25 protein-coding genes are annotated in these 24,789 nt (G+C 72.1%); 18 read left to right on the top strand and 7 right to left on the bottom strand.

The features are described 5' to 3' along the window. Positions 1 to 15: 15 nt before the first annotated feature. The 5 genes from ABD213_RS09680 (at position 16) to ABD213_RS09700 (ending at position 6,467) form a co-directional block, all read left to right on the top strand. Entirely contained in the window at positions 16 to 2,451 is a 2,436-nt protein-coding gene (locus ABD213_RS09680; protein WP_344327407.1) for a circularly permuted type 2 ATP-grasp protein, read from the top strand. Further along, on the top strand, positions 2,448 to 3,317 hold the full coding sequence (locus tag ABD213_RS09685) for a transglutaminase family protein (RefSeq protein ID WP_344327409.1): 870 nt from the start codon (positions 2,448 to 2,450) through the stop codon (positions 3,315 to 3,317). Before ABD213_RS09680 ends, ABD213_RS09685 begins: the two co-directional genes overlap by 4 nt. A gap of 69 nt (positions 3,318 to 3,386) precedes the next feature. Then, the gene (locus ABD213_RS09690; protein WP_344327410.1) at positions 3,387 to 4,418 is read left to right on the top strand and encodes a zinc-binding metallopeptidase family protein; all 1,032 of its coding nucleotides are present in this window, start codon (positions 3,387 to 3,389) and stop codon (positions 4,416 to 4,418) included. 130 nt (positions 4,419 to 4,548) lie between these two features. Beyond that, positions 4,549 to 5,676, top strand: a complete 1,128-nt coding sequence (gene rlmN / locus ABD213_RS09695; RefSeq protein WP_344327411.1) for a dual-specificity RNA methyltransferase RlmN — start codon at positions 4,549 to 4,551, stop codon at positions 5,674 to 5,676. Next, positions 5,673 to 6,467 carry an HAD family hydrolase gene (locus ABD213_RS09700; protein WP_344327414.1) on the top strand — a complete coding sequence of 265 codons (795 nt, stop codon included), beginning with the start codon at positions 5,673 to 5,675 and terminating at the stop codon, positions 6,465 to 6,467. Before rlmN ends, ABD213_RS09700 begins: the two co-directional genes overlap by 4 nt. Before the next feature lie 7 nt (positions 6,468 to 6,474). Here the strand turns inward: ABD213_RS09700 and ABD213_RS09705 are convergent, their stop codons facing one another. Beyond that, positions 6,475 to 8,166, bottom strand: coding sequence for a TIGR03767 family metallophosphoesterase (locus tag ABD213_RS09705; RefSeq protein ID WP_344327415.1), 1,692 nt, complete (start codon positions 8,164 to 8,166; stop codon positions 6,475 to 6,477). Positions 8,167 to 8,264: 98 nt separating this feature from the next. On the opposite strand from ABD213_RS09705, the gene ABD213_RS09710 reads away from it, so the two are divergent. The 4 genes from ABD213_RS09710 to ABD213_RS09725 all read left to right on the top strand — a co-directional run bounded on the left by ABD213_RS09710 (position 8,265) and on the right by ABD213_RS09725 (position 10,959). Beyond that, positions 8,265 to 9,008 (top strand): enoyl-CoA hydratase, encoded by a 744-nt coding sequence (locus tag ABD213_RS09710; RefSeq protein WP_344327416.1) that lies wholly within the window; start codon positions 8,265 to 8,267, stop codon positions 9,006 to 9,008. Further along, positions 9,008 to 9,502, top strand: a complete 495-nt coding sequence (locus ABD213_RS09715) for an AMP-binding protein (RefSeq protein WP_344327418.1) — start codon at positions 9,008 to 9,010, stop codon at positions 9,500 to 9,502. The genes ABD213_RS09710 and ABD213_RS09715 overlap by 1 nt, the downstream gene beginning before the upstream one ends. 96 nt (positions 9,503 to 9,598) lie before the next feature. Then, a complete protein-coding gene (locus ABD213_RS09720; RefSeq protein WP_344327419.1) occupies positions 9,599 to 10,207 on the top strand; it encodes a TetR/AcrR family transcriptional regulator in 609 nt (202 codons plus the stop codon). Continuing rightward, entirely contained in the window at positions 10,204 to 10,959 is a 756-nt protein-coding gene (locus ABD213_RS09725; RefSeq protein ID WP_344327421.1) for a maleylpyruvate isomerase family mycothiol-dependent enzyme, read from the top strand. Before ABD213_RS09720 ends, ABD213_RS09725 begins: the two co-directional genes overlap by 4 nt. Before the next feature lie 40 nt (positions 10,960 to 10,999). Here ABD213_RS09725 and ABD213_RS09730 read toward each other — a convergent pair whose 3' ends face one another. Genes ABD213_RS09730 through ABD213_RS09740 form a run of 3 tightly spaced genes read right to left on the bottom strand, consistent with a single transcriptional unit; the run spans position 11,000 to position 13,799 of the window. Next, positions 11,000 to 11,974 carry an SDR family NAD(P)-dependent oxidoreductase gene (locus tag ABD213_RS09730; protein WP_344327422.1) on the bottom strand — a complete coding sequence of 325 codons (975 nt, stop codon included), beginning with the start codon at positions 11,972 to 11,974 and terminating at the stop codon, positions 11,000 to 11,002. Then, positions 11,971 to 12,654, bottom strand: coding sequence for a response regulator (locus tag ABD213_RS09735; RefSeq protein WP_344327424.1), 684 nt, complete (start codon positions 12,652 to 12,654; stop codon positions 11,971 to 11,973). The genes ABD213_RS09730 and ABD213_RS09735 overlap by 4 nt, the downstream gene beginning before the upstream one ends. Beyond that, on the bottom strand, positions 12,651 to 13,799 hold the full coding sequence (locus ABD213_RS09740) for a sensor histidine kinase (RefSeq protein WP_344327426.1): 1,149 nt from the start codon (positions 13,797 to 13,799) through the stop codon (positions 12,651 to 12,653). Before ABD213_RS09740 ends, ABD213_RS09735 begins: the two co-directional genes overlap by 4 nt. 131 nt (positions 13,800 to 13,930) lie before the next feature. Here ABD213_RS09740 and ABD213_RS09745 point away from each other — a divergent pair, with 131 nt between their 5' ends. The 5 genes from ABD213_RS09745 to ispG all read left to right on the top strand — a co-directional run bounded on the left by ABD213_RS09745 (position 13,931) and on the right by ispG (position 19,393). Beyond that, a complete protein-coding gene (locus tag ABD213_RS09745) occupies positions 13,931 to 14,839 on the top strand; it encodes an ABC transporter ATP-binding protein (RefSeq protein ID WP_344327427.1) in 909 nt (302 codons plus the stop codon). Next, positions 14,836 to 15,642, top strand: coding sequence for an ABC transporter permease (locus tag ABD213_RS09750; RefSeq protein ID WP_344327428.1), 807 nt, complete (start codon positions 14,836 to 14,838; stop codon positions 15,640 to 15,642). Before ABD213_RS09745 ends, ABD213_RS09750 begins: the two co-directional genes overlap by 4 nt. A 73-nt stretch (positions 15,643 to 15,715) precedes the next feature. Further along, a complete protein-coding gene (gene dxr, locus ABD213_RS09755; protein ID WP_344327429.1) occupies positions 15,716 to 16,918 on the top strand; it encodes a 1-deoxy-D-xylulose-5-phosphate reductoisomerase in 1,203 nt (400 codons plus the stop codon). Then, on the top strand, positions 16,915 to 18,213 hold the full coding sequence (locus tag ABD213_RS09760) for a M50 family metallopeptidase (RefSeq protein ID WP_344327430.1): 1,299 nt from the start codon (positions 16,915 to 16,917) through the stop codon (positions 18,211 to 18,213). The genes dxr and ABD213_RS09760 overlap by 4 nt, the downstream gene beginning before the upstream one ends. Before the next feature lie 49 nt (positions 18,214 to 18,262). Next, complete coding sequence (gene ispG, locus ABD213_RS09765; protein ID WP_344327731.1) at positions 18,263 to 19,393, top strand: flavodoxin-dependent (E)-4-hydroxy-3-methylbut-2-enyl-diphosphate synthase; 1,131 nt, start codon at positions 18,263 to 18,265, stop codon at positions 19,391 to 19,393. Here the strand turns inward: ispG and ABD213_RS09770 are convergent. Further along, positions 19,390 to 19,950 carry a universal stress protein gene (locus tag ABD213_RS09770; protein ID WP_344327433.1) on the bottom strand — a complete coding sequence of 187 codons (561 nt, stop codon included), beginning with the start codon at positions 19,948 to 19,950 and terminating at the stop codon, positions 19,390 to 19,392. The two genes, ispG and ABD213_RS09770, sit on opposite strands and share 4 nt — an antisense overlap. A 154-nt stretch (positions 19,951 to 20,104) precedes the next feature. Between ABD213_RS09770 and ABD213_RS09775 the strand changes: the two genes are divergently transcribed. From ABD213_RS09775 to ABD213_RS09785, 3 genes are all read left to right on the top strand, one after another. Further along, a complete protein-coding gene (locus ABD213_RS09775; RefSeq protein WP_344327434.1) occupies positions 20,105 to 20,968 on the top strand; it encodes a GNAT family N-acetyltransferase in 864 nt (287 codons plus the stop codon). A 42-nt stretch (positions 20,969 to 21,010) separates the two neighbouring features. Further along, positions 21,011 to 21,370, top strand: coding sequence for a DoxX family protein (locus tag ABD213_RS09780; protein ID WP_344327436.1), 360 nt, complete (start codon positions 21,011 to 21,013; stop codon positions 21,368 to 21,370). A 147-nt stretch (positions 21,371 to 21,517) separates the two neighbouring features. Further along, positions 21,518 to 23,263, top strand: a complete 1,746-nt coding sequence (locus tag ABD213_RS09785; RefSeq protein WP_344327735.1) for a proline--tRNA ligase — start codon at positions 21,518 to 21,520, stop codon at positions 23,261 to 23,263. Positions 23,264 to 23,291: 28 nt separating this feature from the next. Here the strand turns inward: ABD213_RS09785 and ABD213_RS09790 are convergent, their stop codons facing one another. Together ABD213_RS09790 and ABD213_RS09795 are read right to left on the bottom strand one after the other, a co-directional pair. Next, entirely contained in the window at positions 23,292 to 23,723 is a 432-nt protein-coding gene (locus ABD213_RS09790; RefSeq protein WP_344327437.1) for a DUF4439 domain-containing protein, read from the bottom strand. Further along, the gene (locus ABD213_RS09795; RefSeq protein WP_344327438.1) at positions 23,720 to 24,196 is read right to left on the bottom strand and encodes a hypothetical protein; all 477 of its coding nucleotides are present in this window, start codon (positions 24,194 to 24,196) and stop codon (positions 23,720 to 23,722) included. Before ABD213_RS09795 ends, ABD213_RS09790 begins: the two co-directional genes overlap by 4 nt. Positions 24,197 to 24,320: 124 nt before the next feature. Between ABD213_RS09795 and rimP the strand changes: the two genes are divergently transcribed. Further along, a complete protein-coding gene (rimP, locus tag ABD213_RS09800) occupies positions 24,321 to 24,788 on the top strand; it encodes a ribosome maturation factor RimP (protein WP_344327440.1) in 468 nt (155 codons plus the stop codon). The last annotated feature ends 1 nt before the right edge of the window (position 24,789 follow it).

The following is a 24,789-nucleotide window of genomic DNA, read 5'->3' on the forward strand; positions in this document are numbered from 1 at the left end:
GGGCTGGGCCGCCCCGTGTCAGCGCTGCGGGACTACGCCGCCGCCACCAACCAGCCCCCCTTGCAGGGCGGTCCTCGCGCGTTCGACGAGGTGGTGGCACCGGACGGCACGCTCCGCAGGCCGTGGCGTGCCCTGGCCGCCGGCCCGCTCGACCTCGCCGACGTCGACCTGCGACGGGTCGCGCACCAGATCGGACGTCACCTCGAGGACGACGGCGTCACGTACCGGCGCCCCGGCGGCACGTCCGACCGCTGGCACCTCGACCCGCTGCCGCTGGTCGTCACCGCGCAGGAGTGGGCGACGCTGAGCGGGGGGCTCGCGCAGCGCGCCGAGCTCCTCGACGCCGTGGCCGACGACCTCTACGGGCCGCGGCGCCTCCTGCGGGAGGGCGTCCTGCCGCCAGAGCTCGTGCTCGCCCACCGAGGGTTCCGTCGCGAGGTCTCGCGACCCCGCCGGGCCGGTCGGTCCCTGCACGTGGTGGCGTGTGACCTCACGAGGACCGCGTCCGGGCAGTGGCAGGTGGTGGCGGACCGGACCCAGGCTCCATCGGGTCTCGGGTACGCGTTGGAGAACCGTCGCGTGACGTCCCGTGCCATCACGCCGACACCTCTCGACGCCCCCGTCCACCGGCTCGCGCCCTTCGTCCCCGTGCTGCGCGACGCGCTCGCCGGTGCCGCGCCGCGCACCGCGAGTGACCCGCGCATCGTGCTGCTGACGCCCGGTCCCGAGTCGGAGACGGCCTACGACCAGGCGCACCTGGCGACGGTGCTCGGCATCCCACTCGTCCGCGGCGACGACCTCGTCGTCCGCGGAGGTGCCGTGTGGATGCGGGTGCGGGGCCGACTCGAGCGGGTCGACGTCGTCCTGCGGCGCGTCGATGCCGCGTGGTCGGACCCGCTGGAGCTGCGCGGGGACTCCCGGCTCGGGGTGCCGGGTCTGGTGGAGGCCGACCGGCGGGGCAGCGTGCGCGTCGTCAACGGCTTCGGCACCGGGGTCCTGGAGAACCCGGGTCTGCTGCCCTTCATGGACCACGTCTGCGAGGTGCTGCTCGACGAGCCGTTGCGGCTGCCCTGCGTGCCCGTGCACTGGCTCGGCGATCCGGCGACGCTGGCGCGTCTGCGGACCGACCTGCTCGACCTGGAGGTCCGCGCCATCGACGGTGGCGGCGTGCTCGACGCCGACGCCCCCGACGCGCTGCTCGCGGCCGTCGAGGCGGCCCCCCACCGCTACGTCGCCGGCGAGCCGATCGTGTGGTCGCGTGCGCCGCGGCTGGACGCGGGGACCCTGACGGCGTGCGAGGTGTCCCTGCGGGCCTTCACGGTGGCGCACGGCAGCGGGTACCGCCCCCTCGCCGGCGGGCTGGGCTCGGTCCTGCAGGACGGTCGCTCCATCGCGAGCAAGGACGTGTGGGTGCTCAAGGAGTCCGCGTCAGAGCCCGACCAGGGGCTGGAGGAGCCCGCGCGTCCGTCGGTCGCCTCCGGCGCTGCGCCGATCGCCGTGCCCCGCGTGCTGCAGGACCTGTACTGGTTCGGACGCTACGCCGAGCGGGCCGAGCACGGCGTGCGGTCGCTGCTGGCCCTGCCCGCAGTGGGCGACGGGCTCGATCTCGACCGGATCGGCCCCGGCGACCCGGCGGCCGAGGCCCTGCTGGGGGTGCTCGGTGCGAGCGGAGCTCCGGGCGAGCGCGATGCCCGGTGGTTGCAGTCGATCCTCCTGGACGAGCGTCGTCCCTCCTCGGTGGCGCAGTCGCTGGTAGCCCTGCGGGCGGTGGCCGCCTCGGTCCGCGACCAGCTGTCGATCGACGTGTGGCGTGCCTTCGCCGTCACCGACCGGGCCGTGGCCTCGGCCGGGACGGATCTCGCCGTGACCGCGGAGCAGGTGCTCGTCGGGCTGCTCGCGTTGCGCGGGACGACCGAGAGCATGGTGCACGACGACGGGTGGCACGCGCTCGAGGTCGGCCGCGCCCTCGAGCGGGCCCTGCAGGTGGGTGCCCTGCTGAGTCGCACCGTGACCACGATGCGACCACTCTCGGTGGAGGAACGGGTGCACGAGGCCGTGCTGGGGGCGACGGAGAGCGTGGTGACCCACCGGCGTCGCCACCGCGGACGGGTGCGCCTGGTGGGGTTGCTCGAGCTGCTCCTGACCGACCCGGACAACCCGCGGTCGCTCGCGGCCGCGCTCGAGCGCCTGGGACATGCCCTGGCCCGCCTGCCGATGTCGACGTCGAGCTCGCGTCCCGAGCGGCTCCTGGAGGACCTCGTGGCACAGGTGCGCGACGTCGACCTGTCGGCGCTCGCCCGGGTCAGCGGTCAGCGTCGCCGCGGTCTGGAGGACCACCTCGAGGACGTGGAGGGCCAGCTGACCCGCCTCGCCGACGCGTTCGCCGAGCTGCACCTCGTCTCGGGGCCGTCGCCGCGCTCGCTCACCCTGGCGCGGAGGGTCTCGTCGTGAGGTGGCACGTGCGGCACCGCACGCGGTACACCTACGACGACGTCGTGACCGACAGCTACGGCCACGCGGTGCTGCTTCCCCGTGACGTGCCGGGTCAGCGGGTGCTCTCGGCGCAGGTCGACGTGGATCCGGTCGCCGTGGATCGCTCGGAGGACATCGACCACTTCGGCAACCGCGTGACCTACCTGCAGGTCGACGTCCCGCACACCCGGCTGACGGTCGAGGCGGACCTCGACGTCGAGGTCGAGCCGGCCTCCATCGACCCCGAGGCGCTCGGCGCTCCGTGGGAGGCAGCTCGACCGCGGGCACTCGACGGCGTCCCCGCGTGGGAGGTGGTCGAGCTGGCTCTGGAGTCGCCGTCGATCGGCCACGGTGGTGCGGTGCTCGACTACGCACGGCCGTCGTTCCCTCCGGGCCGGGCCCTGGGGGAGGCCGCCCGTGACCTGATGCACCGCGTCCACGACGACTTCGCCTACGAGCCCGGCACGACGAGCGTCACGTCGACGATCGACGACGTCCTGGCCGCCCGGGCCGGGGTCTGCCAGGACTTCGCGCAGCTGATGATCGCGTGCCTGCGCAGCCAGGGCCTCGCCGCGCGCTACGTGAGCGGCTACCTCGCCACCGATCCGCCGCCGGGGCGCGAGCGGGTCGTCGGGGCCGACGCCACCCACGCCTGGGTGGCCGTGTGGACGCCGGCCGGTGAGTGGCTGGCGCTCGATCCGACGAACGACCAACCGGTGGGCGAGCGTTACGTCACGATCGCCTGGGGCAGGGAGTACGCCGACGTCTCGCCGCTCAAGGGCGTCATCGTCTCCGAGGCGTCGTCGTCCGAGCTCGAGGTCCAGGTGGACGTCCTGCCGGCATGATCGGTGTGACGTCGCCGGTGGGCCGGGTCTGAGGCTGCGCCGGTGGTCGCGAGGGGCGAGGATGGGCAGGTGAAGGCCTTCTCTTGTCGCATCTGCGACTCCCCGCTCTTCTTCGAGAACTCTACCTGCGTCACGTGCGGTGCGGTGCTGGCCTACTCGTGTCCCGAGCACGACATCGTCCCCCTCGAGGAGGACGGGACCTACGTCGACGCCGACGACGTCCGCTGGTACCGGTGCGCGAACCTCGAGCTGTCGGACTGCACCTGGTTGACCGACGTCGAGGGCGGTCAGTGCTTCTCCTGCGACCTGACCCGGACCCGCCCCAACGACGCCGACGCGAAGGGGTTGTCGCAGTTCGGAGTGGCCGAAGCCGCCAAGCGGCGTCTGGTGGTCGAGCTCGACGCCCGCGGGCTGCCGATCGTCGGTCGCGAGGAGGATCCTGAGGGCGGTCTCTGCTTCGACCTGCTCTCGAGCGTCGCCGAGAACGTCGTGATCGGGCATGACAACGGCGTCATCACGATCGACCTCGCCGAGGGTGACGACGCCCACCGGGCGAAGGTCCAGGCACAGCTCGACGAGCCCTACCGCACCATGCTCGGGCACTTCCGCCACGAGGTCGGTCACTACTACGAGGGCGTCCTGGTCGGCGACGGTCCGCTGCGTGCGGACTACCGCGCGCTGTTCGGCGACGAGTCCGTCGACTACCAGGAGCAGATCGATCGCCACTACGCCGAGGGCCCGCCGCAGGACTGGGCGGAGTCGTACATCAGCACGTACGCGACGATGCACCCGTTCGAGGACTTCGCGGAGACGTTCGCGCACTGGATGCACATCAGCGAGACGATCGACTCCGCCCGGGCCCAGGCCCTGGTCACCGTCGATCCGGACGCGTTCTCCCTGTTCGCCGACCTCGTGAACGGGGTGTGGGTGCCGCTCTCGGTCGCGCTCAACCAGATCAACCGAGCGATGGGTCGCGACGACCTCTACCCGTTCGTCATCGCCCCGCCCGTCCTCGACAAGCTCGAGTTCGTCGCCGCCCTCACCCGCCCCCACGCCGCCGCGTCACAGCCTCCCGCGAGTGGCGCAAACCTGGCTTTATGAGACGGCGTGTCGCGCTCGATTGCGCCACTCGGTGAGCACAGTGCGCCACTCGGTGGGCACAGTGCGCCACTCGCGTCGTCCGGGATCGTCGGATTCGTGACCGCGTGGTGGCGTCTGGGAGGATGGGGGGATGAGCGAGGAGTCCCGGACCGCCCTGCCGCTGGTCTTCGAGCAGCCGCGCGGACGCAAGAAGCCGCCGCGACACCTCGCGGACCTCACGCCCGAGGAGCGGACGGCCCTCGCGGCCGAGCTCGGTGAGCCCGCGTTCCGCCTGAAGCAGGTCGCCCACCACTACTTCGCCAAGCTCGAGCGCGACCCCGCGGCGATGACGGACCTGCCTGCCGCCAGCCGCGACGCGATCGTCGAGGCCGCCCTGCCGGAGCTGCTGCACAGCGTCCGGGTGATGGAGGCCGACCGCGGCACCACCCGCAAGACGCTGTGGCGCCTGTTCGACGGTGCGCTCGTCGAGTCGGTGCTGATGCGCTACTCCGATCGGGCCACCCTGTGCGTCTCCAGCCAGGCCGGCTGCGGCATGGCGTGCCCCTTCTGCGCGACGGGTCAGGGCGGACTGCAGCGCAACATGAGCACCGGCGAGATCATCGACCAGGTGGTCGACGGGGCGGCCGCCATGGCGAACGGTCTCGTCCCCGGAGGTCCCGGTCGGCTCTCGAACATCGTCTTCATGGGGATGGGCGAGCCCATGGCCAACTACAAGGCCGTCATCGGCGCGATCCGTCGCATGGTGGCGCCGGCCCCTGACGGGCTCGGCCTGTCGGCGCGCAACATCACGCTCAGCACGGTCGGGCTCGTGCCGCGGATCCGCCAGCTCACCGACGAGGGCATCCCGGTGACGCTCGCACTCTCCCTGCACGCCCCCGACGACGAGCTGCGCAACGAGCTCGTCCCGATCAACACCCGCTTCTCGGTCCACGAGGCCGTCGAGGCGGCGTGGGACTACGCGCGCGTGACCAGGCGTCGGGTCTCGATCGAGTACGCGATGATGCGCGACATCAACGACCAGGCGTGGCGTGCGGACCTCCTCGGCGACGTCCTCAACGCCTACGGCGACTGGGGTTGGGTGCACGTGAACCTCATCCCGCTCAACCCGACGCCCGGTTCGAAGTGGACCGCGTCGCGGCGTGAGGACGAGCGTGAGTTCGTGCGCCGCCTCGAGGCCAAGGGCATCCCCACCACCGTCCGCGACACCCGCGGCAGCGACATCGACGGCGCCTGCGGCCAGCTGGCGGCCGCGGAGTGACGCAGGCGCCGACCGGGCGGCCGCGGCTCGTCGCCACCGACCTGGACGGCACGCTGCTGCGATCGGACGGCTCGCTGTCCGAGCGCACGACGACGGCGATCGCCGAGGCCGAGCGGGCAGGCATCGACGTCGTGTTCGTCACGGCCCGCCCCCCGCGGTGGCTGCACGACCTCGCCGACGCCGTCGGCGGGCACGGGGTCGCGCTGTGCGCCAACGGAGCCTTCGTCCTCGACGTCGGCCGGCGTGAGGTCGTCGAGTCCTGGCCGTTCGACGCGGCGCAGCTCGCCGACGTCACCACCGACCTGCGTGCGGCCGTCCCGGGCATCGCCTTCGCCGTGGAGTGTGCCGACGGGATGCGCCGCGAGGAGGACTTCGTGGACCACTACGCCGACGAGCACGAGCCGGGCTCGGTCGACGGAGCGCTGGCCGGGAAGCTGTTGGCTCGGGCACCCCACCTGCCGGACGAGGAGTTCCTGCAGCGGGTCGAGCGCGCGGTCCAGGGCCGTGCGGAGCTCGGCTTCTCCGGTGCGGTCGGTCTGGCCGAGCTGACGCCGAAGGACGTCACGAAGGCCTCGGGACTCGCACGGTGGTGTGCAGGTCGCGGCATCGACCAGGCCGACGTGTGGGCGTGCGGTGACATGCCGAACGACCTGCCGATGCTGCGCTGGGCGGGCCGCTCCTTCGCCGTCGCGAACGCCCACGACAGTGTGCTGGCCGAGGCCGACGAGCGGCTCGGATCCAACGACGACGACGCCGTCGCCGATCTGCTCGAGTCGCTCGTGACGGTCTGAGCGGGACTCAGAGCGGGTTCGGCAGCAACAGCTCGGTGTTCCGGTCCGCCGGCGTGCCGCTGTAGCCGGCTCCGGCCTGAGGGTCGTTGGCGGCGAGCTCTCGACCGAGGCCGGCGAGACGCAGGGGGTCGGCGAGCGATCCGGAGTGCGACGTCGGCCCCGCGTGGTCGACCATCGTCGTGAACAGGGAGATGGTGCCGTCACGGTTGTCGGCGAGCTCGATGAGCCGGGACTGCTGGGGGAAGTCGATGTGCGACGCGCTGTTGATCTCCCAGAACCCGCTCGTGCCGTCGGGGGAGCGATGGGCGGTGACGGCGTTCTTGTGCGTGTGCCCGTTGACCCACGCCACGACCTGCGGATGGGCCAGCAGGAGGTCGACGACGGCCGGTCCGGGGACCCGCGGGTCGAGGTCGAGGCCGGTGGCGACCAGCGGGTTGTTCATCGTGGCGGAGGTGTGGTGGCTGAAGACCATGACGTAGCGGTCGGTGGAGCGCTCGAGGACGCCACGCAGCCAGGCGAGCTGTGTCGCGTCGATCGATCCGTCGGCGTAGCCGTTCGGGTTCACGCTGTCGAGCGCGATGCACCGGACCGGGCCTGCGTCGAAGGCGTAGTAGGCGGTGCCCCGGGATCGGTTGTCCGCGGTGAAGCCGTGGCCCACGGGGGTGCCGGTGGTGCGGAAGTGCTCCTCCACGACCTGACGGCGGGTGAGCGAGCGACGCTCGGGGTCTGCCGTGACGAGGCGGGCCCCGAGCAGGGTCGTGGAGGCCAGGAGCAGCGTGGGGTCGACGCCCCGCAGCGCGGCCAGGACGTCGGCCTGGGAGACCCCCGGTGGCAGCGTGGTGGGCTTGAGCGGGCCCGTCCCGATCACGCCCAGTCCGAGCCCGGGCGGGAAGTTGCCCTGGACGAGACCGTCGTGGTTGCCGAAGACCGAGTACCACGGGGTCGACAGCCCCTGTGCCGTGAAGGGACGACGCGCGGCGTCGAGCAGTCCGTCGACCCGGGGGAAGCCGAACCGCGAGCGGTAGGTGTCGTTGACCGTCCCCTCGGGGTGCCAGTAGTGGCTGTCGCGCGTGCGGTTGTCGTGGACGCCCTCCCACCGGCTGCGGCTGCCGGAGTCCGGACGGACCGTCGTGCCGTCCAGGACGTCGATGTTCCAGCGGACCTCGTTGTACTGGCAGTTGTCGGAGTTGTCGCCCGTCTGGATCGCGAAGGCCAGGTCGGCACCCGTGACGGGCCCGGTGCGGACGGCGTTGACGGCGCGGACCATCGCGTCGCTGATCTGGGCCGAGAGCATCTCCTGGGGCCGGTAGCTGGACGTCAGCAGACCGCCGAGCGTGGGGTCTCCGGCGGTGTACTGGTCCTCGAGCCGGTCGAGGAACTCCACGCGCAGCGGGGACTGTGCGTCGATGATGTGCACGTCGGTCAGGTGCGTGAAGGCGAGGAGGGGACGCCTCGTGCCGACGCGCCCGGGGCGCGCGAGCCCACCAAGGTCGGTACGGACGACGTGCGCCTCACCCGGTGCCGCGACGATCGGCGTGTAGCCGAGCGGGCCGGGCGCCCCGCGCACCAGGCGTCGGGCGACGGTCGTTCGCGCGGCCGAGGAGGGCGAGGCGAGGGCGGACGATGTCGGCAGGCCGGCCGCGGCCACGCCGGCGACGATGGCGCCGGAGCGCAGGAGGGTGCGTCGAGTCAGGCTCACGACGCATGCAACGAGCGAGACGTGATGCAAGTCACGGCCGATGTCCGACGTGCTGACGCGGCGTCCCGGCCCCACGGCTCGCTCGCTAGATTGACGCCATGCTCGACGTGACCCGCGACGGTGCCGTGACCATCCTGACGTTGCAGCGACCGGAGCGTCGCAACGCACTGGACCTCGGGCTCTGCCAGGCGATCCACCGGGCGGTCGACGACGCGGTCGCCGACGACGCGCGCGCGATCGTCGTCACGGGGGAGGGCACCGCCTTCTGCTCGGGGGCCGACCTCGGTGGCGTGTACGGCGGGGACGCTGCCGCGCCCACGAGCGAGGGTGGCTTCCTGGAGGTGCTGTACGGGATGCTGCACCACCTGGCGGAGGTTCCCGTGCCGATCGTCGCGGCGGTCAACGGCCCGGCCATCGGAGCCGGGACGCAGCTCGCCATGGCCTGCGACCTCCGGGTCGCCGACGAGTCGGCGCGCTTCGCCGTGCCGACCGCGAAGAACGGCATGGCCGTCGACGCCTGGACCATCCGCACGCTGGCGGCGCTCGCGGGCACGGGTCCGGCGCGCCGGCTCATGCTCGCGGCCGAGTCGCTCTCGCGCGACGAGGCGCTGCACCACGGTCTCGTCGACCGCGCGGGCGACGTCGAGGCGGCCGTTGCCTGGGCGCACGAGATCGCCGAGCTGGCGCCCCTCGCGCTCGCGTACAACAAGGCCGTCGTCAACGGCACGGCCACGGACACCGAGATCGAGGAACGGTTCACCAGCATCTGGGCGAGCGACGACGTCCGCGAGGCGGCGCAGGCTCGTGCCGAGAAGCGCGCGCCGGTCTTCCGGGGCCGCTGATGCCGTCGCTGGGGTTCGCGATGCTCGACCGGCACGTCGTGGCGGGCCGGGCCGACGACCTCGCCGTCGACGTGGACGGGGCGACACTGACGTTCGCTCGGCTCCTGGAGCACACCGCTGCGCTCGCCGGCGGGTTGAAGGTGCTCGGGGTCGGCGAGGGAGATCTCGTCGTGGTCGACCTGCCGCCGGGGCCCGAGCGGGTCACGGCGGTGTGCGCTTGTCTGCGCCTGGGGGCGTTGCCCGGGCGGTCCGGCCGCCCCGGCGGGAGCACTGGACCTCGGGCCGGCACCGGTGTGCAGGTGCGACACGTCGACGGCGTGTCCGTGGTGACGGCAGGGGCGGACCGGATCGACCTCGTCACGGTGCGGCGGGCCGGCACCTCGGACCCGGCTGTCGCCCTGCCCGGCGACGCCGAGGGGTTCGGCGCGGAGGCCGAGGCGTGCGCGCCCGACGTCGTGCTGCCGCTGCTGGCGGGCCGGCCCGTCACCGTCTGACGCCTGCCCTCCGTTCCTGCTCGCCGCCGCCCGCGTCCGTTCCCTCGGACGTGGAGGGGTCTTGACACGCCGGCGCCCGGGAGTAGCATCCGAACGGTGGTAGGTCATACATACACCGACAGGCGATCCGTACGGCGTCAGGAGACGATCGACGAGATCCTCGAAGCGGCCTGGCGCCTGGCGGGCGCGCACGGCGTGGCCGGGTTGTCACTGCGTGAGCTGGCCGGAGAGGTCGGCATGCGTCCGCAGTCGCTGTACTCCTACTTCGAGTCCAAGAACGCCATCTACGACGCCATGTACGCCCAGGGGTGCCGGGAGTTCGCCGACGGGCAGCGGGAGTGGGAGCTCGTCGGGGACGCGCGGGCGGACCTGAGGCTGATCGCCGGGTACGTGACCGCGTTCTGCACGGCGAACCCGGTTCGGTACCAGCTGATGTTCCAACGGACGGTCCCGGGCTTCGAGCCGTCAGCGGAGTCCTTCGCGCTCGCCGTGGCGAGCCTGTCGGCGGTGCAGGCGCACCTCGCCTCGCTCGGCATCGACGGGCCAGGCGACATCGACCTCTTCACTGCGGTCTTCACCGGCGTGGTGGACCAGCAGATCTCCAATGATCCAGGGGGTGATCGCTGGAGTCGACTCATCGACCGGGCTGTCGACATGTACGTCGACCACGTCGAGTCCACCCACCGTGAGGAACCCCCGCCATGACCGTCACCGCCGTCGACGAGATCGCGCCGACCACCAGGACCGAGGCTCGCGTGCTCGCCCGCACCGAGTACGAACGCCTCGCCGACCAGCTCCGCTCGCTCACCGCGCAGGACTGGCGCAGACCGACCGACTGCCCGGGGTGGGACGTCCGCGCGGTGGCCGGCCACTGCGTCGGGATGCTGTCGGACTTCTCCTCGTACCGCTCCATGATCCGTCGCGTGCGTGCCGCCGAGAAGGCCGCCGCACGCGACGGCGGACCGATGGTCGACTCGATGACCGCCCTGCAGGTGAGCGAGTACGCCCCACTGAGCGTCGAGCAGCTCATCGACCGGGTGGACGAGCACGGTCCCAAGGCGGCACGGTGGCGCACCCGGGTCCCCTTCCCGCTGCGGGCGATGCCGATGAAGGAGGAGGTGGGCGGCCGGCCCGAGACCTGGCGGCTGGGATTCCTGCTCGACACGATCCTGACCCGCGACCCGTGGATGCACCGGGTCGACATCGCCCGGGCGACCGGTCATGACCTGGTGCTCACCGCCGACCACGACGGCCGCATCGTGGCCGGCGTGGTCGCCGAGTGGGCCCGGCGCCACGGGCGGCCGTTCGAGCTCGAGCTCACCGGACCGGCCGGCGGGCGGTTCGTGGCCGGTGCCGGTGATCGTGAGCGGCTCCACCTCGACGCCGTGGAGTTCTGCCGCATCCTCTCCGAGCGCGCGCCCGGGAGCGGCCTGCTGGCCCAACCGGTCCCGTTCTGATCTGGCGACCGCTCGGAGCGGCTCCACGACCGCCGAGCGGTCAGCCGTCGGCGACCAGGGCCTCCACGCCGGCCCAGACGCGCCGCCGGGCTTGCACGTCCTCCCCACGGCCGGGCAGGAAGGACGTCGGCCGTGGCCGACGATCGCACCAGAACAGCCCACTGCGTCGGCGGCCCCCGGGAGCGGCGACGAGCCACACGATCGTGTCGGCACCGTCCTCGGGCGTTCGCAGGAACGGACCGAGCAGGGACGCGAACCGCGGGAGCGCGTCCGTGACACCGGGGGTGTCGGCCCACCCCGGATGCATGCTGTTCACGGCGATCGAGTCCTCGCGGAGCTCGTCGGCGAGCTCCTCGGCCAGGACGACCTGCAGACGCTTGGTGCGCGCGTAGGCGCGCACCCCGTCGTAGTCACCGTCGCGATACTCGAGGTCCCCGGCGATCGTGGCGTCCAGCGGGGCGGTGTACATGCCGCCGGACGAGACCACCACGACCCGCGGGTCGTCCGAGGAGGCGAGCAGGGGACGGAGCAGCCTGGTCAGCAGCAACGGTCCCAGGACGTGCGTGGCCAGCGTCGACTCGTGACCCTGCACCGACTCCTGCCGCTGCGCGGGCATGACGCCCGCGCAGTGGACGAGGGCGTCCAGGCTCGCGTGGTCCTGGCGCAGCCGCTCGGCGTAGGCACGCACGGCATCGAGGTCCGAGACGTCGCAGACGTCCTCGACGACCCGGGTCCCGGGCACGGCGTGCCGGATCCGGTCCGCCGCCGCAGCGAGGCGCTCGGCGGTGCGTCCGACGAGGTGGACCGAGGCGCCGAGGCGGGCGAGACCGACTGCGGTGGCCTCGCCCAGACCTCCGCTGGCGCCGGTGACGACGACGCGCCGGCCGACGAGCGCACCGGCATCGGGGTCGGCCGGCCACCAGCGTCGCCGTACCCGCGGACCGATGGAGGTGTATCCGAGCACGACGGACTTGTCGAGCAGGGTGTCGAGGGCGGAGGTGACCGATGTGCTCATGGTCCAACGCTAGGGCGAGCGGCGTCACGGAGCAGTCCGGCCTCGTGGACGCAGATCGCCACCTGCACCCGGTTCACGGTGCCCAGCTTGTCGAAGACGTGGGAGACGTGCGCCTTGACGGTGGCGAGGCTCACGTAGAGCTCGGCGGCGATCTCGGCGTTGGACCCTCCGCGAGCGATCGCGATGGCGACGTCCCTCTCGCGCTCGGTGAGCAGGTCGAGGCGGGCCCGGGCCTGCTCCGAACGCGTGTCCGGACCGCTGCCCTCGGTGACCTGCTCGATGAGGCGTCTCGTGATGCCGGGGGACAGGGCGGGCTCGCCGCCGGCGACCGCGCCGATGGCGTCGGCGATCTGCGCCGGCGGCGTGTCCTTCAGCAGGAAGCCGTGGGCGCCGGCCGCCAGCGCCCGGACGACGTAGTCGTCGGCGTCGAAGGTCGTGAGCACGATCACCTTGGTCCCGCGGTCGAGCTCGACGATGGCGCGGGTGGCGTCGATGCCGTCCATGACCGGCATCCGCAGGTCCATGAGGACGAGGTCGACCCCGCCGGCCTGGACGGCCTCGAGTGCCGCGCGACCGTCGCCGACCTCGCCGACCACCTCGACGCCGTCCTCCTCGCCGAGCATGAGGGTCAGTCCCGCCCGGACCAGGGCGTCGTCGTCGCAGATCAGCACGCGGGTCATGGGGGCCACGGTAGTGCCCCCTCCAGGACGAAGGAGTCGTGCTCGAGCCGGTGCCGCAAGGTGCCTCCGGCGAGCTCGGCGCGCTCCTGCAGGCCCACGAGTCCGAGCCCGGAGGCGGGCACGGCCGCCGTAGGGCCGAGCGGCAAGCGGTTGCGGACCGAGATCTCCAGCGACTCACCGGCTCGTCCCGCGATGCGGACCTGGACGAGCGTGTCAGGTGCGTGCTTGCGGGCGTTGGTGAGCGCCTCCTGCACCAGTCGGTAGGCCGTGCGCCCGACGGTGGGCGGGACGACGTCGAGGTCGACGTCCTCGGTGTGCACGAGCAGACGCATCCCGCCGTCGCGTGCCTCCTCGAGCAGGGTCGCCAGGTCCGAGGCGTCGGGCTGCGGGGGCTCGGGCACGGCGTCACCGGCGTCCTCGCGCAGCACCCCGAGCACCTCGCGCAGCTCCACCAGCGCCTGGTGCGCGGTCGACCGGATGAGTCCGGCGGTCTCACGGACCTGGGTCGGCTCCAGGTCGGAGCGGTAGGTCAGGGCGCCGGCGTGCATCGTGACCAGGGAGATCCGGTGGGCCAGCACGTCGTGCATCTCGCGGGCGATCCGGGCACGCTCGGCGGTGCGCGCCTGGGCGATGCGCGCGGCCTGCTCGGTCTCGGCGGTGCGTGCACGGTCCCGCAGGCTCTGCAGGAGCTCACGTCGTGAGCCGACGTACATCCCCCACCCGATGGTGAACCCGACGACGACGGCGATGAGCGGGTAGATGATGACGGCCTCGACGTCGACCGTCGGGTCGAAGGCGGTGAGCACGACGCCGGCGACGAAGGACAGGATCGCCAGTGGCACGATCTCGCGCCACCGGCGTCGCGTCGCCAGGGAGAACAGCGCGAGGGTCGCCGCGCCCCCGGCGGAGGCCGAGACGGCGGTCGCCAGGGTGATCACCGTCGTCACGACGACCGGGTGCTCGCGCCGCCACCAGGCCACCACCAGGCACGTCAGACCGAGCGCGAGGTCCAGCCAGAACCAGGAGCGGGCCTCGCGCCACTGCCAGATCGCCAGCTCCGACCAGGCCAGGGCGCCGATGAGCGCCGCCAGCACGAACCGCCACGCGATGCCCCAGCGGGTCAGGGCAGGGGCGGACGAGGTCATGGCGTCACCCTAGGACGATCCGCGGGCCTTCCACCTCGGGCGGAGGTCGCGGCCGGCTCGTCCTTTCGGCTGAGGCCGTTCCCGCCTCGGGGTGGATGTGTCCGGCCGACGCGTCGGGCAGAGTATGGGCCATGATCCAGGTCGAACACCTCACCAAGACGTACGGGGGCTTCACCGCCGTCGACGACGTCTCCTTCACCTGCCGGCCCGGCACGGTCACCGGGTTCCTCGGACCGAACGGCGCCGGCAAGTCCACGACGATGCGCATCATGGCCGGTCTGACCATCGCCTCGTCCGGGAAGGCGACCGTCTCCGGCGTGAGCTACCGCGACATCCCCAACCCGGGCACCCAGGTCGGCGTCCTGCTGGACGCCTCGGCCCAGCACGCGGGCCGCACGGGTCGCGAGGTCCTCACCATCGGGCAGAAGACGATGGGCCTGCCGGCCTCGCGCGTCGACGAGATGCTCGATCTCGTCAGCCTCACCGACAAGGAGTCCAAGCGGCGGGTGCGCAACTACTCGCTCGGCATGCGGCAGCGGCTCGGCATCGCCCACGCGCTGCTCGGTGACCCCAAGATCCTCATCCTCGACGAGCCGGCCAACGGGCTCGACCCGGCAGGCATCCACTGGATGCGCAGCCTGCTGCGCGAGTACGCCAACCGCGGTGGCACCGTGCTGCTGTCCTCGCACCTGCTGCACGAGATCCAGATCATCGCCGACGAGATCATCGTGATCGGCAACGGCCGCATCGTCGCGCAGGGCACCAAGGAGGAGCTCCTGCGCGGCGACGGCACGTTCGTCCGTGCCGGTGACAACGCCGCCCTCGCGGCGGCGCTGCGGGACGCGGGGATCGCCGCGAACGCGTCCGGGGAAGGCCTCGGGGTCGAGGCGGCACCCGAGAAGGTCGGCCAGGTGGCTGCTGCCGCCGGTGTCGCCCTCGTCGAGCTGCGTCCGGCCGACGGAGCCGGCCTCGAGGAGATGTTCTTGCAGCTCACCGCCCCGAACCAGCGTGACCAGACCACCCGAGGAGTGCCCGCATGAGCACGGCGTCGACCCCTGTCACCCCCGTCACCATCGACACCGACCGCCCGGCGGTCCCGTTGACCCGCCTCGTCGGCGTCGAGCTGCGCAAGTCGCTCGACACCCGCGCCGGCCGCTGGTTCAGCATCTCCATCCTCGCCCTGTGCGCGGTCGTGATGCTGATCCTGGCGTTCCTCGTCGAGCCCGGCAACCAGGACTTCAGCTTCTTCCTGAGCGCCATGGGAGGGACGTTGGGCTACTTCCTGCCCATCATCGCGATCATGCTCGTGACGTCGGAGTGGAGTCAGCGCACGGCGCTGGTCACCTTCTCGCTCGAGCCTCGGCGCTCGCGCGTCGTCACCGCCAAGCTGGTCGCCGGCCTCCTGCTGTCGGTCGCCGTGCTGCTGCTGTCGATGGTCCTGGCGGCCATCGGCACGGGACTGGCCTCGGGCGTCCGCGGTCTGGACGTCTCCTGGACGATCGACGGGCGCGAGCTCTTCACGTTCTTCGTCACCAACCTGATCGTGGTCCTCATCGGCTTCGCCTTCGCGATGCTCCTGATGAACACGCCGGCGGCCATCGTGGCGTACTTCGTGTACTCCCTCGTGCTGCCGATCGTCGTCGGCATCGTCGGCGCGCTCATCGAGTGGTTCGGGGACCTCGCTCCGTGGATCGAGTTCAACACCGCCCAGGTCCCCCTGTTCACCGGTGACGGGACACCGACCGGCCAGGAGTGGGCGCAGATCGTGACGTCCGGCGTGATCTGGCTGGTGCTGCCCCTGACGTTCGGCATCATCAGGCTGCTGCGCGCCGAGGTGAAGTGACCCGGCAACGCACCACGAGCTCGGGGTCCGTGGGCGGGACACTCATCCGACCCCGATGAGAGAGGATGGCGGCATGCGCAAGCGTGTCGCCATCCTCGGTTCCACCGGGTCGATCGGTTCCCAGGCCCTCGAGGTCGTCGCCGCCAACCCCGATCGCTTCGACGTGGTGGCTCTGGCCGCCGGGGGCGCGGACCCCGCGACGCTGGCGGCACAGGCCATCGCCCACGAGGTGGAGCTGGTCGCCGTCGCTCGGGCCACCTCCGCGCAGGACGTCCAGCTGGCGATCTACGCCGAGGCCCAGAGGCGCGGCTGGCGCGAGGGCGACCACCGCATCCCGCGACTGGTCGCCGGACCGAGCGCCGCCACCGAGGCGGCGAGGGTCCGGTGCGACGTCGTCCTCAACGGCATGACCGGCGCCGTCGGCCTCGAGCCGACCCTCGCGGCCCTCGAATCCGGGACGACACTCGCCCTGGCGAACAAGGAGTCGCTCATCATGGGCGGCGCACTGGTCAAGGACGCCGCGAAGCCGGGGCAGCTCGTGCCGGTGGACTCCGAGCACTCCGCCATCGCCCAGGCACTCAGGGGGGAGCGGCCCGAGGACGTCGCTCGGCTCGTCGTGACCGCGAGCGGCGGTCCCTTCCGCGGGCGCACGCGAGAAGAGCTCGTCGACGTCACCCCCGAGCAGGCCATGGCCCACCCCACGTGGGACATGGGACCGGTCATCACCATCAACTCCGCCACCCTCGTGAACAAGGGGCTCGAGGTCATCGAGGCCCACCTGCTCTTCGACATCGGCTTCGACCGGATCGACGTCGTGGTGCACCCGACGTCGGTTGTGCACTCCATGGTCGAGATGGTCGACGGCTCGACCATGGTGCAGGCCTCGCCGCCGGACATGCGCCTGCCGATCGCTCTCGGACTCGCGTGGCCGCAGCGGGTCCCTGGCACGAGCACGCCGTGCGACTGGAGCGCCCCCGCGACGTGGGAGTTCTTCCCTCTCGACGAGACCGCGTTCCCCGCGGTGTCCCTCGCCCGGACCGCTGGGGAGTTCGGTCGCACCGCGCCGGCGACCTTCAACGCCGCGAACGAGGTCTGTGTCGACGCCTTCGTGGCGGGGGACGTGGACTTCCTCGGCATAGTCGACGTGGTGGGCCAGGTGCTCACCGAGCACGTGGCGGACCCCGACGTGGCCCGGGGCCCCCTGACCCTGGCGACCGTCCTGGACGCCGACCGACGCGCGCGCGAGCGCGCCATGACCCTGGTGGAGCAGCGGTGACGGCACTCATCTACACGCTCGGCGTCCTCGTCTTCGTCGTCGGCGTGATCGCCTCGATCGCCCTGCACGAGGTCGGCCACCTCTATCCCGCCAAGAAGTTCGGGGTCAAGGTCACGCAGTACTTCGTCGGGTTCGGCAACACCATCTGGTCCACGCGTCGCGGCGAGACCGAGTACGGCCTGAAGTCCATCCCCCTCGGCGGCTACGTGAAGCTCGTCGGCATGCTCCCGCCGGCGAAGGAGCAGGACCCGGCCGTGGTGCGCGACACCAACACCGGCCTGTTCACCCAGCTCGTCGCCGATGCCCGTCACGCCGAGTACGAGCTCGTCACCGAGGAGGACCAGCAGCGCCTCTTCTACAAGCTGCCGTGGTGGAAGAAGGTCGTCGTGATGGCCGGGGGACCGATGGTGAACGTCGCCATCTCGGTGGTGCTGTTCGCGATCGTGCTGATGGGCTTCGGCATGCTGCAGCCCACCACGACCGTCGCCGCGGTCTCCGACTGTGCCATCACCGACGCCGAGCTGGGCCGCACGTGCACCGACGAGGACCCGGTCACCCCGGCGCGCCTCGCCGGGCTCCAGCCGGGCGACGAGATCGTCGAGTTCAACGGTGAGGCGATCACCAGCTGGGACCAGCTCAGCCGGCTCATCCGCTCCAACAGCGATCGCGAGGCGAGCATCTCGGTCGTGAGGGACGGGCAGCGGATCACCGAGCAGGTCCCCACGACCGTCATCCCCCGAGCCTCCCTGGACGACCCGGAGCGGACCGAGGAGGTCGGGTTCCTCGGGGTGCAGCCCGAGCAGGACCAGGTCCGCCAGGGCCCGCTCGTCGTCGGCGAGGTCATGTGGGAGCAGGTCAAGGCCACCGGCGCGGCCATCGTGCGGTTGCCGGTGCGCATGGTCGACGTCACCAGGTCCGCGTTCGGTGCCGAGCGTCCCGAGGACGGTCCCATCAGTGTCGTGGGCGCGAGCCGCGTCGCCGGCGAGCTCGTGACGATCGACCAGCCCACGTGGTCCGAGCGGGCACAGCGCCTGCTGATGCTGCTGGCGTCGCTCAACCTCTTCCTCGCCCTGTTCAACTTCGTGCCCCTCCTCCCGCTCGACGGCGGACACATCGCCGGCGCCCTGTGGGAGGGTCTGAAGCGCAACGTCGCCCGCCTGACCGGACGCCCGGACCCCGGGCCGGTCGACGTGGCGAGGATGCTGCCGGTCGCCTATGCGGTGGGTGGCATCCTGATCGTCATGAGCGTGATCCTGATCTACGTCGACATCGTCAACCCGGTGAGGTTGTCGTGACCGAGCCAACTCCAGGAAGGTCGTCGTGAACCAGCCCATCAGCCTCGGCATGCCCGAGGCGCCGCCTCCGGTCCTCGCGCCCCGTCGTCCGACCCGCAAGATCAAGGTCGGGTCGGTGGAGGTCGGTGGTGACGCTCCCATCTCCGTGCAGTCGATGACCACGACGCTCACCTCCGACGTCAACTCCACGCTGCAGCAGATCGCCGAGCTGACTGCCGCCGGCTGCGACATCGTGCGGGTCGCCTGCCCCAGCCAGGACGACGCCGACGCGCTGCCCGACATCGCGCGCAAGAGCCAGATCCCGGTGATCGCGGACATCCACTTCCAGCCGAAGTACGTCTTCGCCGCCATCGACGCCGGCTGCGCGGCCGTGCGCGTCAACCCCGGCAACATCCGCAAGTTCGACGACCAGGTCGGTGCCATCGCCAAGGCCGCCAAGGACGCCGGCGTGTCGCTGCGCATCGGCGTCAACGCCGGTTCGCTCGACAAGCGCCTGCTGGAGAAGTACGGCAAGGCCACGCCCGAGGCGCTCGTGGAGTCGGCCGTGTGGGAGGCCTCGCTGTTCGAGGAGCACGACTTCCACGACTTCAAGATCTCGGTCAAGCACAACGACCCCGTCGTCATGGTGAGCGCCTACGAGATGCTCGCAGAGCGCGGCGACTGGCCGCTGCACCTCGGCGTCACCGAGGCCGGGCCGGCGTTCCAGGGCACGATCAAGAGCGCCACGGCCTTCGGCGCACTGCTGAGCAAGGGCATCGGCGACACCATCCGCGTCTCGCTGTCCGCCCCGCCGGTGGAGGAGATCAAGGTCGGCCAGCAGATCCTCGAGTCGCTGAACCTGCGTCCGCGCAAGCTCGAGATCGTCTCGTGCCCGTCGTGCGGTCGCGCCCAGGTCGACGTCTACTCCCTGGCCGACGAGGTCACCGCCGGGCTCGACGGTCTCGAGGTCCCGTTGCGGGTCGCCGTCATGGGCTGTGTCGTCAACGGTCCGGGGGAGGCCCGCGAGGCCGATCTCGGTGTCGCGAGCGGCAACGGCAAGGGTCAGATCTTCGTGAAGGGCGAGGTCATCAAGACGGTGCCCGAGAGCAAGATCGTCGAGACCCTCATCGAGGAGGCCATGCGGATCGCCGAGGAGATGGAGTCCGGCGCGGAGGGTTCGCCGAGCGTCACGGTCTCCTAGGTCTCGTCCTCGAAGGCCCCGTCCTCGACGGTCCCGTCCTCGACGGTCCCGTCCTCGAAGGCCCCGTCCTCGAAGGCACTGTCCAGGACCATGGTCCGCTCGGCATCGGCCGGATCGGCGTTGCCGCGCACGACCACGACCGGGCAGTGGGCATGTCGGCTGACCTGCTCGGCCACCGATCCGAGGACGAGCCCGCGGAAGCCGCCACGTCCGCGGGGACCCACCACCACCAGCTCTGCCTGCTCGGAGAGGGCCACGAGCCGGTTGGCGGCGGCGCCGTGCGCCGCCTCGAACCGGACGACCACCTCGGGCGCGGTCTCGCGCAACGCCGCCGTGTCGGCACGGAGCCGCTCCCGGACGGCCTCCGCGTAGTCGGCCAGCGGCGGGACGTACCCAGCCGTGGCGGTCGTCGGGCGCGGGGCCGTGGTGATGGACCAGCTGCGGACGAGGACGACCTCCAGCCCCGTGCGAGCGGCCCAGCGCAGGGCCCACCGCAGGGCGTCGTCGGAGAAGCTCGAGCCGTCGTGGCCGACGACGATGGCGTGCTGAGTACTCATGTGGCGGATCCTAGGAGCACGCCGGGTCACGAGGTGGCGAGACGGGTCGCGGCGGGGTCGACGGTGTCGCGTCGACCGCGCGCAGGGACGGCTGCGGGGACTACGATGGGGTCCTCACCTGGCAACCGGGCGAGGCACTCACCGGGAGGCAGCCGTGTCGCACACCGTGCCCGAGCAGCGTTCCGGGGCCGGTCGTCTGTGCACCCTCGGGCCGGCCGACCTCGGACGGCTGCGAGCGCTGATGGACCGCGACCCGGCCGTGCACGTGTTCGCACGTCACCGCGTCGACCAGACAGGCCTGCACGAGGTCCTCATGGGCGGCCGCTTCTACGGGTGGTACGTCGGCACCGAGCTCGCCTCGGCGTGCCATGCCGGCGCGAACGTCGTGCCCGTCGAGGCGACCCCGGAGGCGATCGAGGCCTTCGCCGACCAGCTGCTGCTCGACGGCCATCGTGCGGCGTCGGTGGTCGGTCCCCGGGACCAGGCCAGCGCCCTGTGGGAGCTCGTGAGGCCCTCGTGGGGGCCTGCTCGCTCCGAGCGGCCCGACCAGCCGTTCCTCGTGCTCGACCGGTCTCCGGCGGTCGCGGCGGACCCTCGGGTCCGGCGCGTCGTGATGGACGAGTTCGACCTGCTCTACCCGGCGTCGGTGGCGATGTTCCGCGAGGAGGTCGGCGTGGACCCCGAGGCTGGGGGAGCGTCCGGCTATCGCGCCCGGGTGGCGCAGCTCATCGGCTGGGGGTGGTCGTTCGCGATCGTCGAGGACGACCGGGTGCTCTTCAAGGCCGAGGTCGGTGCGGCGACGGCCCAGGCCTGCCAGGTCCAGGGAGTGTGGGTGGCACCGGAGCTGCGCGGCACCGGCATCGCCGCAGCGGCGATGGCGGCAGTCGTCGAGCAGGTCCGCGAGAGCGTGGCGCCCCTCGTGACGCTGTACGTGAACGCCCACAACGTGCCGGCGCGTCGTCTCTACGACCGCGTCGGTTTCGAGCAGGTCGAGACCTTCGCCTCCTACCTCCTGTGACCTTGCGCGACGGCGCGGCTCCGATCGCTCTAGGGTGCGGTCATGGATCGTGACGTCAAGGCCCTCGCCGCTCTCCTGGCCGTCGCCGGGGTGGCGCACTTCGTGAAGCCCGAGCCGTTCGAGCGGATCGTCCCGCGGGCGCTCCCGGCCCACCGTGAGCTCGTCCTGGCCTCCGGCGCCGTCGAGGTGGCGGCGGCGGCGATGCTGGCCCACCCGCGGACCCGGCGCTCGGGCGGCACGCTCGCTGCGGCGCTCCTCGTCGGCGTCTTCCCGGCCAACGTGCAGATGACCGTCGACGTCCTGCGCAGCGAGCGCGCCCCCGGTTGGTTCAAGGCCGGCACGCTCGCTCGCCTGCCGTTGCAGGCGCCCATGATCCGCACGGCCCTGAAGGCACGGGGCTAGCGGCACGGGCGACGGCACGAGGTTCACGGCACGGGCTGACGGACCGCGCTGACGGACCGGGTCGTTCTCGATCGTCCCCGCCCGACCGCCCCGGGCGGACCGACCGGGCGACGGGACCGGGTGCCTCGGTAGCCTCTCGGCATGCGCATGTCCCAGCTGTTCCTGCGAACCCTGCGAGACGACCCGGCCGACGCGGAGGTGCCCAGCCACCGCCTGCTGGTGCGTGCGGGCTACGTGCGTCGCGCCGCGCCAGGCATCTACTCCTGGCTGCCGCTCGGGCTCAAGGTGCTGGACAAGGTCGAGGCCATCGTGCGCGAGGAGATGGACGCGATCGGTGCGCAGGAGGTGCGCTTCCCGGCGCTGCTGCCGCGCGAGCCGTACGAGGCCACGAACCGGTGGACCGAGTACGGTCCGAACCTCTTCCGCCTGAAGGACCGCCGTGGCACCGACATGCTGCTCGGCCCCACCCACGAGGAGATGTTCGCCCTCCTCGTGAAGGACCTGTACTCCTCCTACAAGGACCTCCCGCTCAGCCTCTACCAGATCCAGACGAAGTACCGCGACGAGGCACGGCCGCGTGCCGGCATCCTGCGTGGCCGGGAGTTCGTGATGAAGGACTCCTACAGCTTCGACGTCGACGACGCGGGCCTGGAGGCGAGCTACGCGGCGCACCGCGCGGCCTACGTGCGCATCTTCGACCGGCTCGGTCTCGACTACGTCGTCGTCCACGCCGACTCCGGAGCGATGGGTGGCTCGGCCAGCGAGGAGTTCCTCGCGGTCGCCGAGACGGGTGAGGACACCTTCGTGCGGTCGCCCGGTGGCTACGCCGCGAACGTGGAGGCCGTCACGACCGTCGTGCCCGAGCCGCTTCCCTACGACGACGTGCCGCCCGCGCACGCCGAGCGCACGCCCGCGACCCCCACCATCGAGACGCTCGTCGACCACCTGCAGGAGCACTTCCCGCGCGACGACCGGCCCTGGCAGGCCGCGGACACGCTCAAGAACGTGCTGGTCGTGCTGCGCCACCCCGACGGCACCCGCGAACCGCTCGCCGTCGGCGTCCCCGGTGACCGCGAGGTCGATCCCAAGCGCCTCGAGACCCAGGTCGCACCGGCGGAGGTCGAGCCGTTCGGCGACGACGACTTCGCCGCGCACCCGACGCTCGTGAAGGGGTACATCGGCCCCGGTGTCCTCGGGACGGACTCCGCGTCCGGGATCCGCTACCTCGTCGACCCGCGGGTGGTCGAGGGGACCCGCTGGGTGACCGGCGCGAACGAGGAGGGATCGCACGTCATCGACCTCGTCGCGGGACGTGACTTCACCGCCGACGGGACGATCGAGGCGGCCGAGGTGCGGGCCGGTGACCCCGCCCCCGACGGCTCCGGACCGTTGGAGCTCGCCCGGGGCCTCGAGATGGGCCACATCTTCCAGCTCGGGCGCAAGTACGCCGAGGCGCTCGGGCTCCAGGTGCTCGACGAGAACGGCAAGCTCGTCACCGTCACGATGGGCTCCTACGGCGTCGGTGTCTCCCGCGCGGTCGCCGCCGTGATCGAGGGATCGCACGACGAGCTCGGCCTCGTGTGGCCGCGCGAGCTCGCCCCGTACGACGTGCACCTCGTCGCGGCCGGCAAGGACCCCGCGATCCTCCCGGCGGCGGAGCAGATCGCCGCAGAGCTCGAGGGCAGTGGCATCAGCGTCCTGCTGGACGACCGTCCGAAGGTCTCGCCGGGCGTGAAGTTCAAGGACGCCGAGCTGCTCGGGATGCCGACGATCGTCGTCGTCGGTCGCGGTCTCGCCGACGGTGTCGTCGAGGTCAAGGACCGGGCCACGGGCGAGCGTCGCGACGTCGCCGTCGACGCTCTCGTGGGGGAGCTGCGCGGCACCTGCCGCTGACCGGACGGCTCGGAGCGGACGACCCCGTTCAGTCCAGACCGGGGAACGCCCGGGGCGACTCGCCCCACCGCACCGCGGCTCGGGCGGCCACGGCGACCGCCTCGACGCCGTCGCCCCGCTCCGCACGCACGAGCAGGGGCACGATCGCGAGGCACGCCGCGCTCAGACGTCTCTCGACGTCCGCGATCGCGAGACGCGCCGCGTCCGCGTCGGCCGGCGGGACACCGTAGGAGGCCCGTGGTGCACCGGCGTCGACGTCCTCGACGTCGAGGACCGCCAGCAGCACGTCGCGCTGCGCCAGGTGGCGGTCCAGCTCGTCGGCGACCCGGTCGCGGAGCGCGGCCTCGCGGCCCCCGACGAGTCCGAGCAGCCACACGGCCTCGTGCTCGAGCTCCAGCTGGTTCAACCGTGCGCCGACCAGTCGGCCGGTGTCCGGTGCCGGGTCGGATGCCGCCGTCATGCGTCCCTCCGCAGCACGTCGGAGACGACGGCCTGGGCGGCGCTGAGCGAGGCCAGCACCGTCACGAGCGCTGAGGACGAGGCGAGCGCGACGTCCTCGCGGCGACGCTCGGAGACGGCCTGCCATGCATCGGCGGCCGACCGCAACGCGTCCGCAGGATCGTGGACCACCGCCGCGGGAGCGGGTCGTGGAGCACCCCCGAGCGCGGCGAGCTGCTCGTCGGCGATCGCGACGAGTGCCGCGACGTCGAGGCCGTGGCGCTCGGCCAAGGCCTCGAGGTCGACGGCGAGCTGCGCCTGCTCGAGGGCCGCGGCCTCCAGGAGCGCCGTGTCCTGCTCGTCCGGGATCGGCCTGGGCCGGGCTCCGAGGGCCCGGAGCACGTCGTCGTCGTAGCCGAGGGCCCGGGTCCCTGCGACCGTGGCCACGACCGCGGTGAGCGCCGCTGCCCCCACGAGTCCTCGGCGGCTGATCACACCCGCAGGGTAGTCCAGCACGGTTCGCTAGGGTGGGACACCCGCGGCGCCGACGCCGCGACACGGACCTTCGGGGTCCGTCCGGGACCGACCAGCACAACAGAACACGGGAGGCAGTGTCGACATGGCCGACGCAAGGGAGAACGCGATCCGCGAGGTGGTGCGCGGACCGATCGAGGACCTCGGCCTCGACGTCGAGTCGTTGGCGGTGTCGAGCAGTGGGTCCAAGCGGATCGTGCGCATCGCCGTCGACGCCGACGGAGGAGTCGGCATCGACCGGATCGCCAAGGCCTCGCGTGCGGTCTCGGCGACACTCGACGAGAGCGACGTCATGGGTCAGCAGCCCTACACCCTCGAGGTCACCTCCCGCGGCCTGGACGCCCCGCTCACCGCGGAGCGGCACTGGCGTCGCGCTGCGGGTCGCCTCGTCGCAGTGACGCTCGCCGACGGTGCCTCCGTCACCGGACGCGTCGCCGGGAGCGATCCCGATGGCGTCGACCTCACCGTCGGCACCGAGCCGCGCCGCCTGGCCTACGACGAGGTGCAGACCGCCGTCGTGGTCCCCGAGCTCAAGCCGCGCAAGGAGTCCTGAC

The sequence above is a fragment of the Aeromicrobium halocynthiae genome (assembly GCF_039531385.1).
In the GTDB taxonomy this organism is placed as follows: Bacteria; Actinomycetota; Actinomycetes; order Propionibacteriales; family Nocardioidaceae; genus Aeromicrobium; species Aeromicrobium halocynthiae.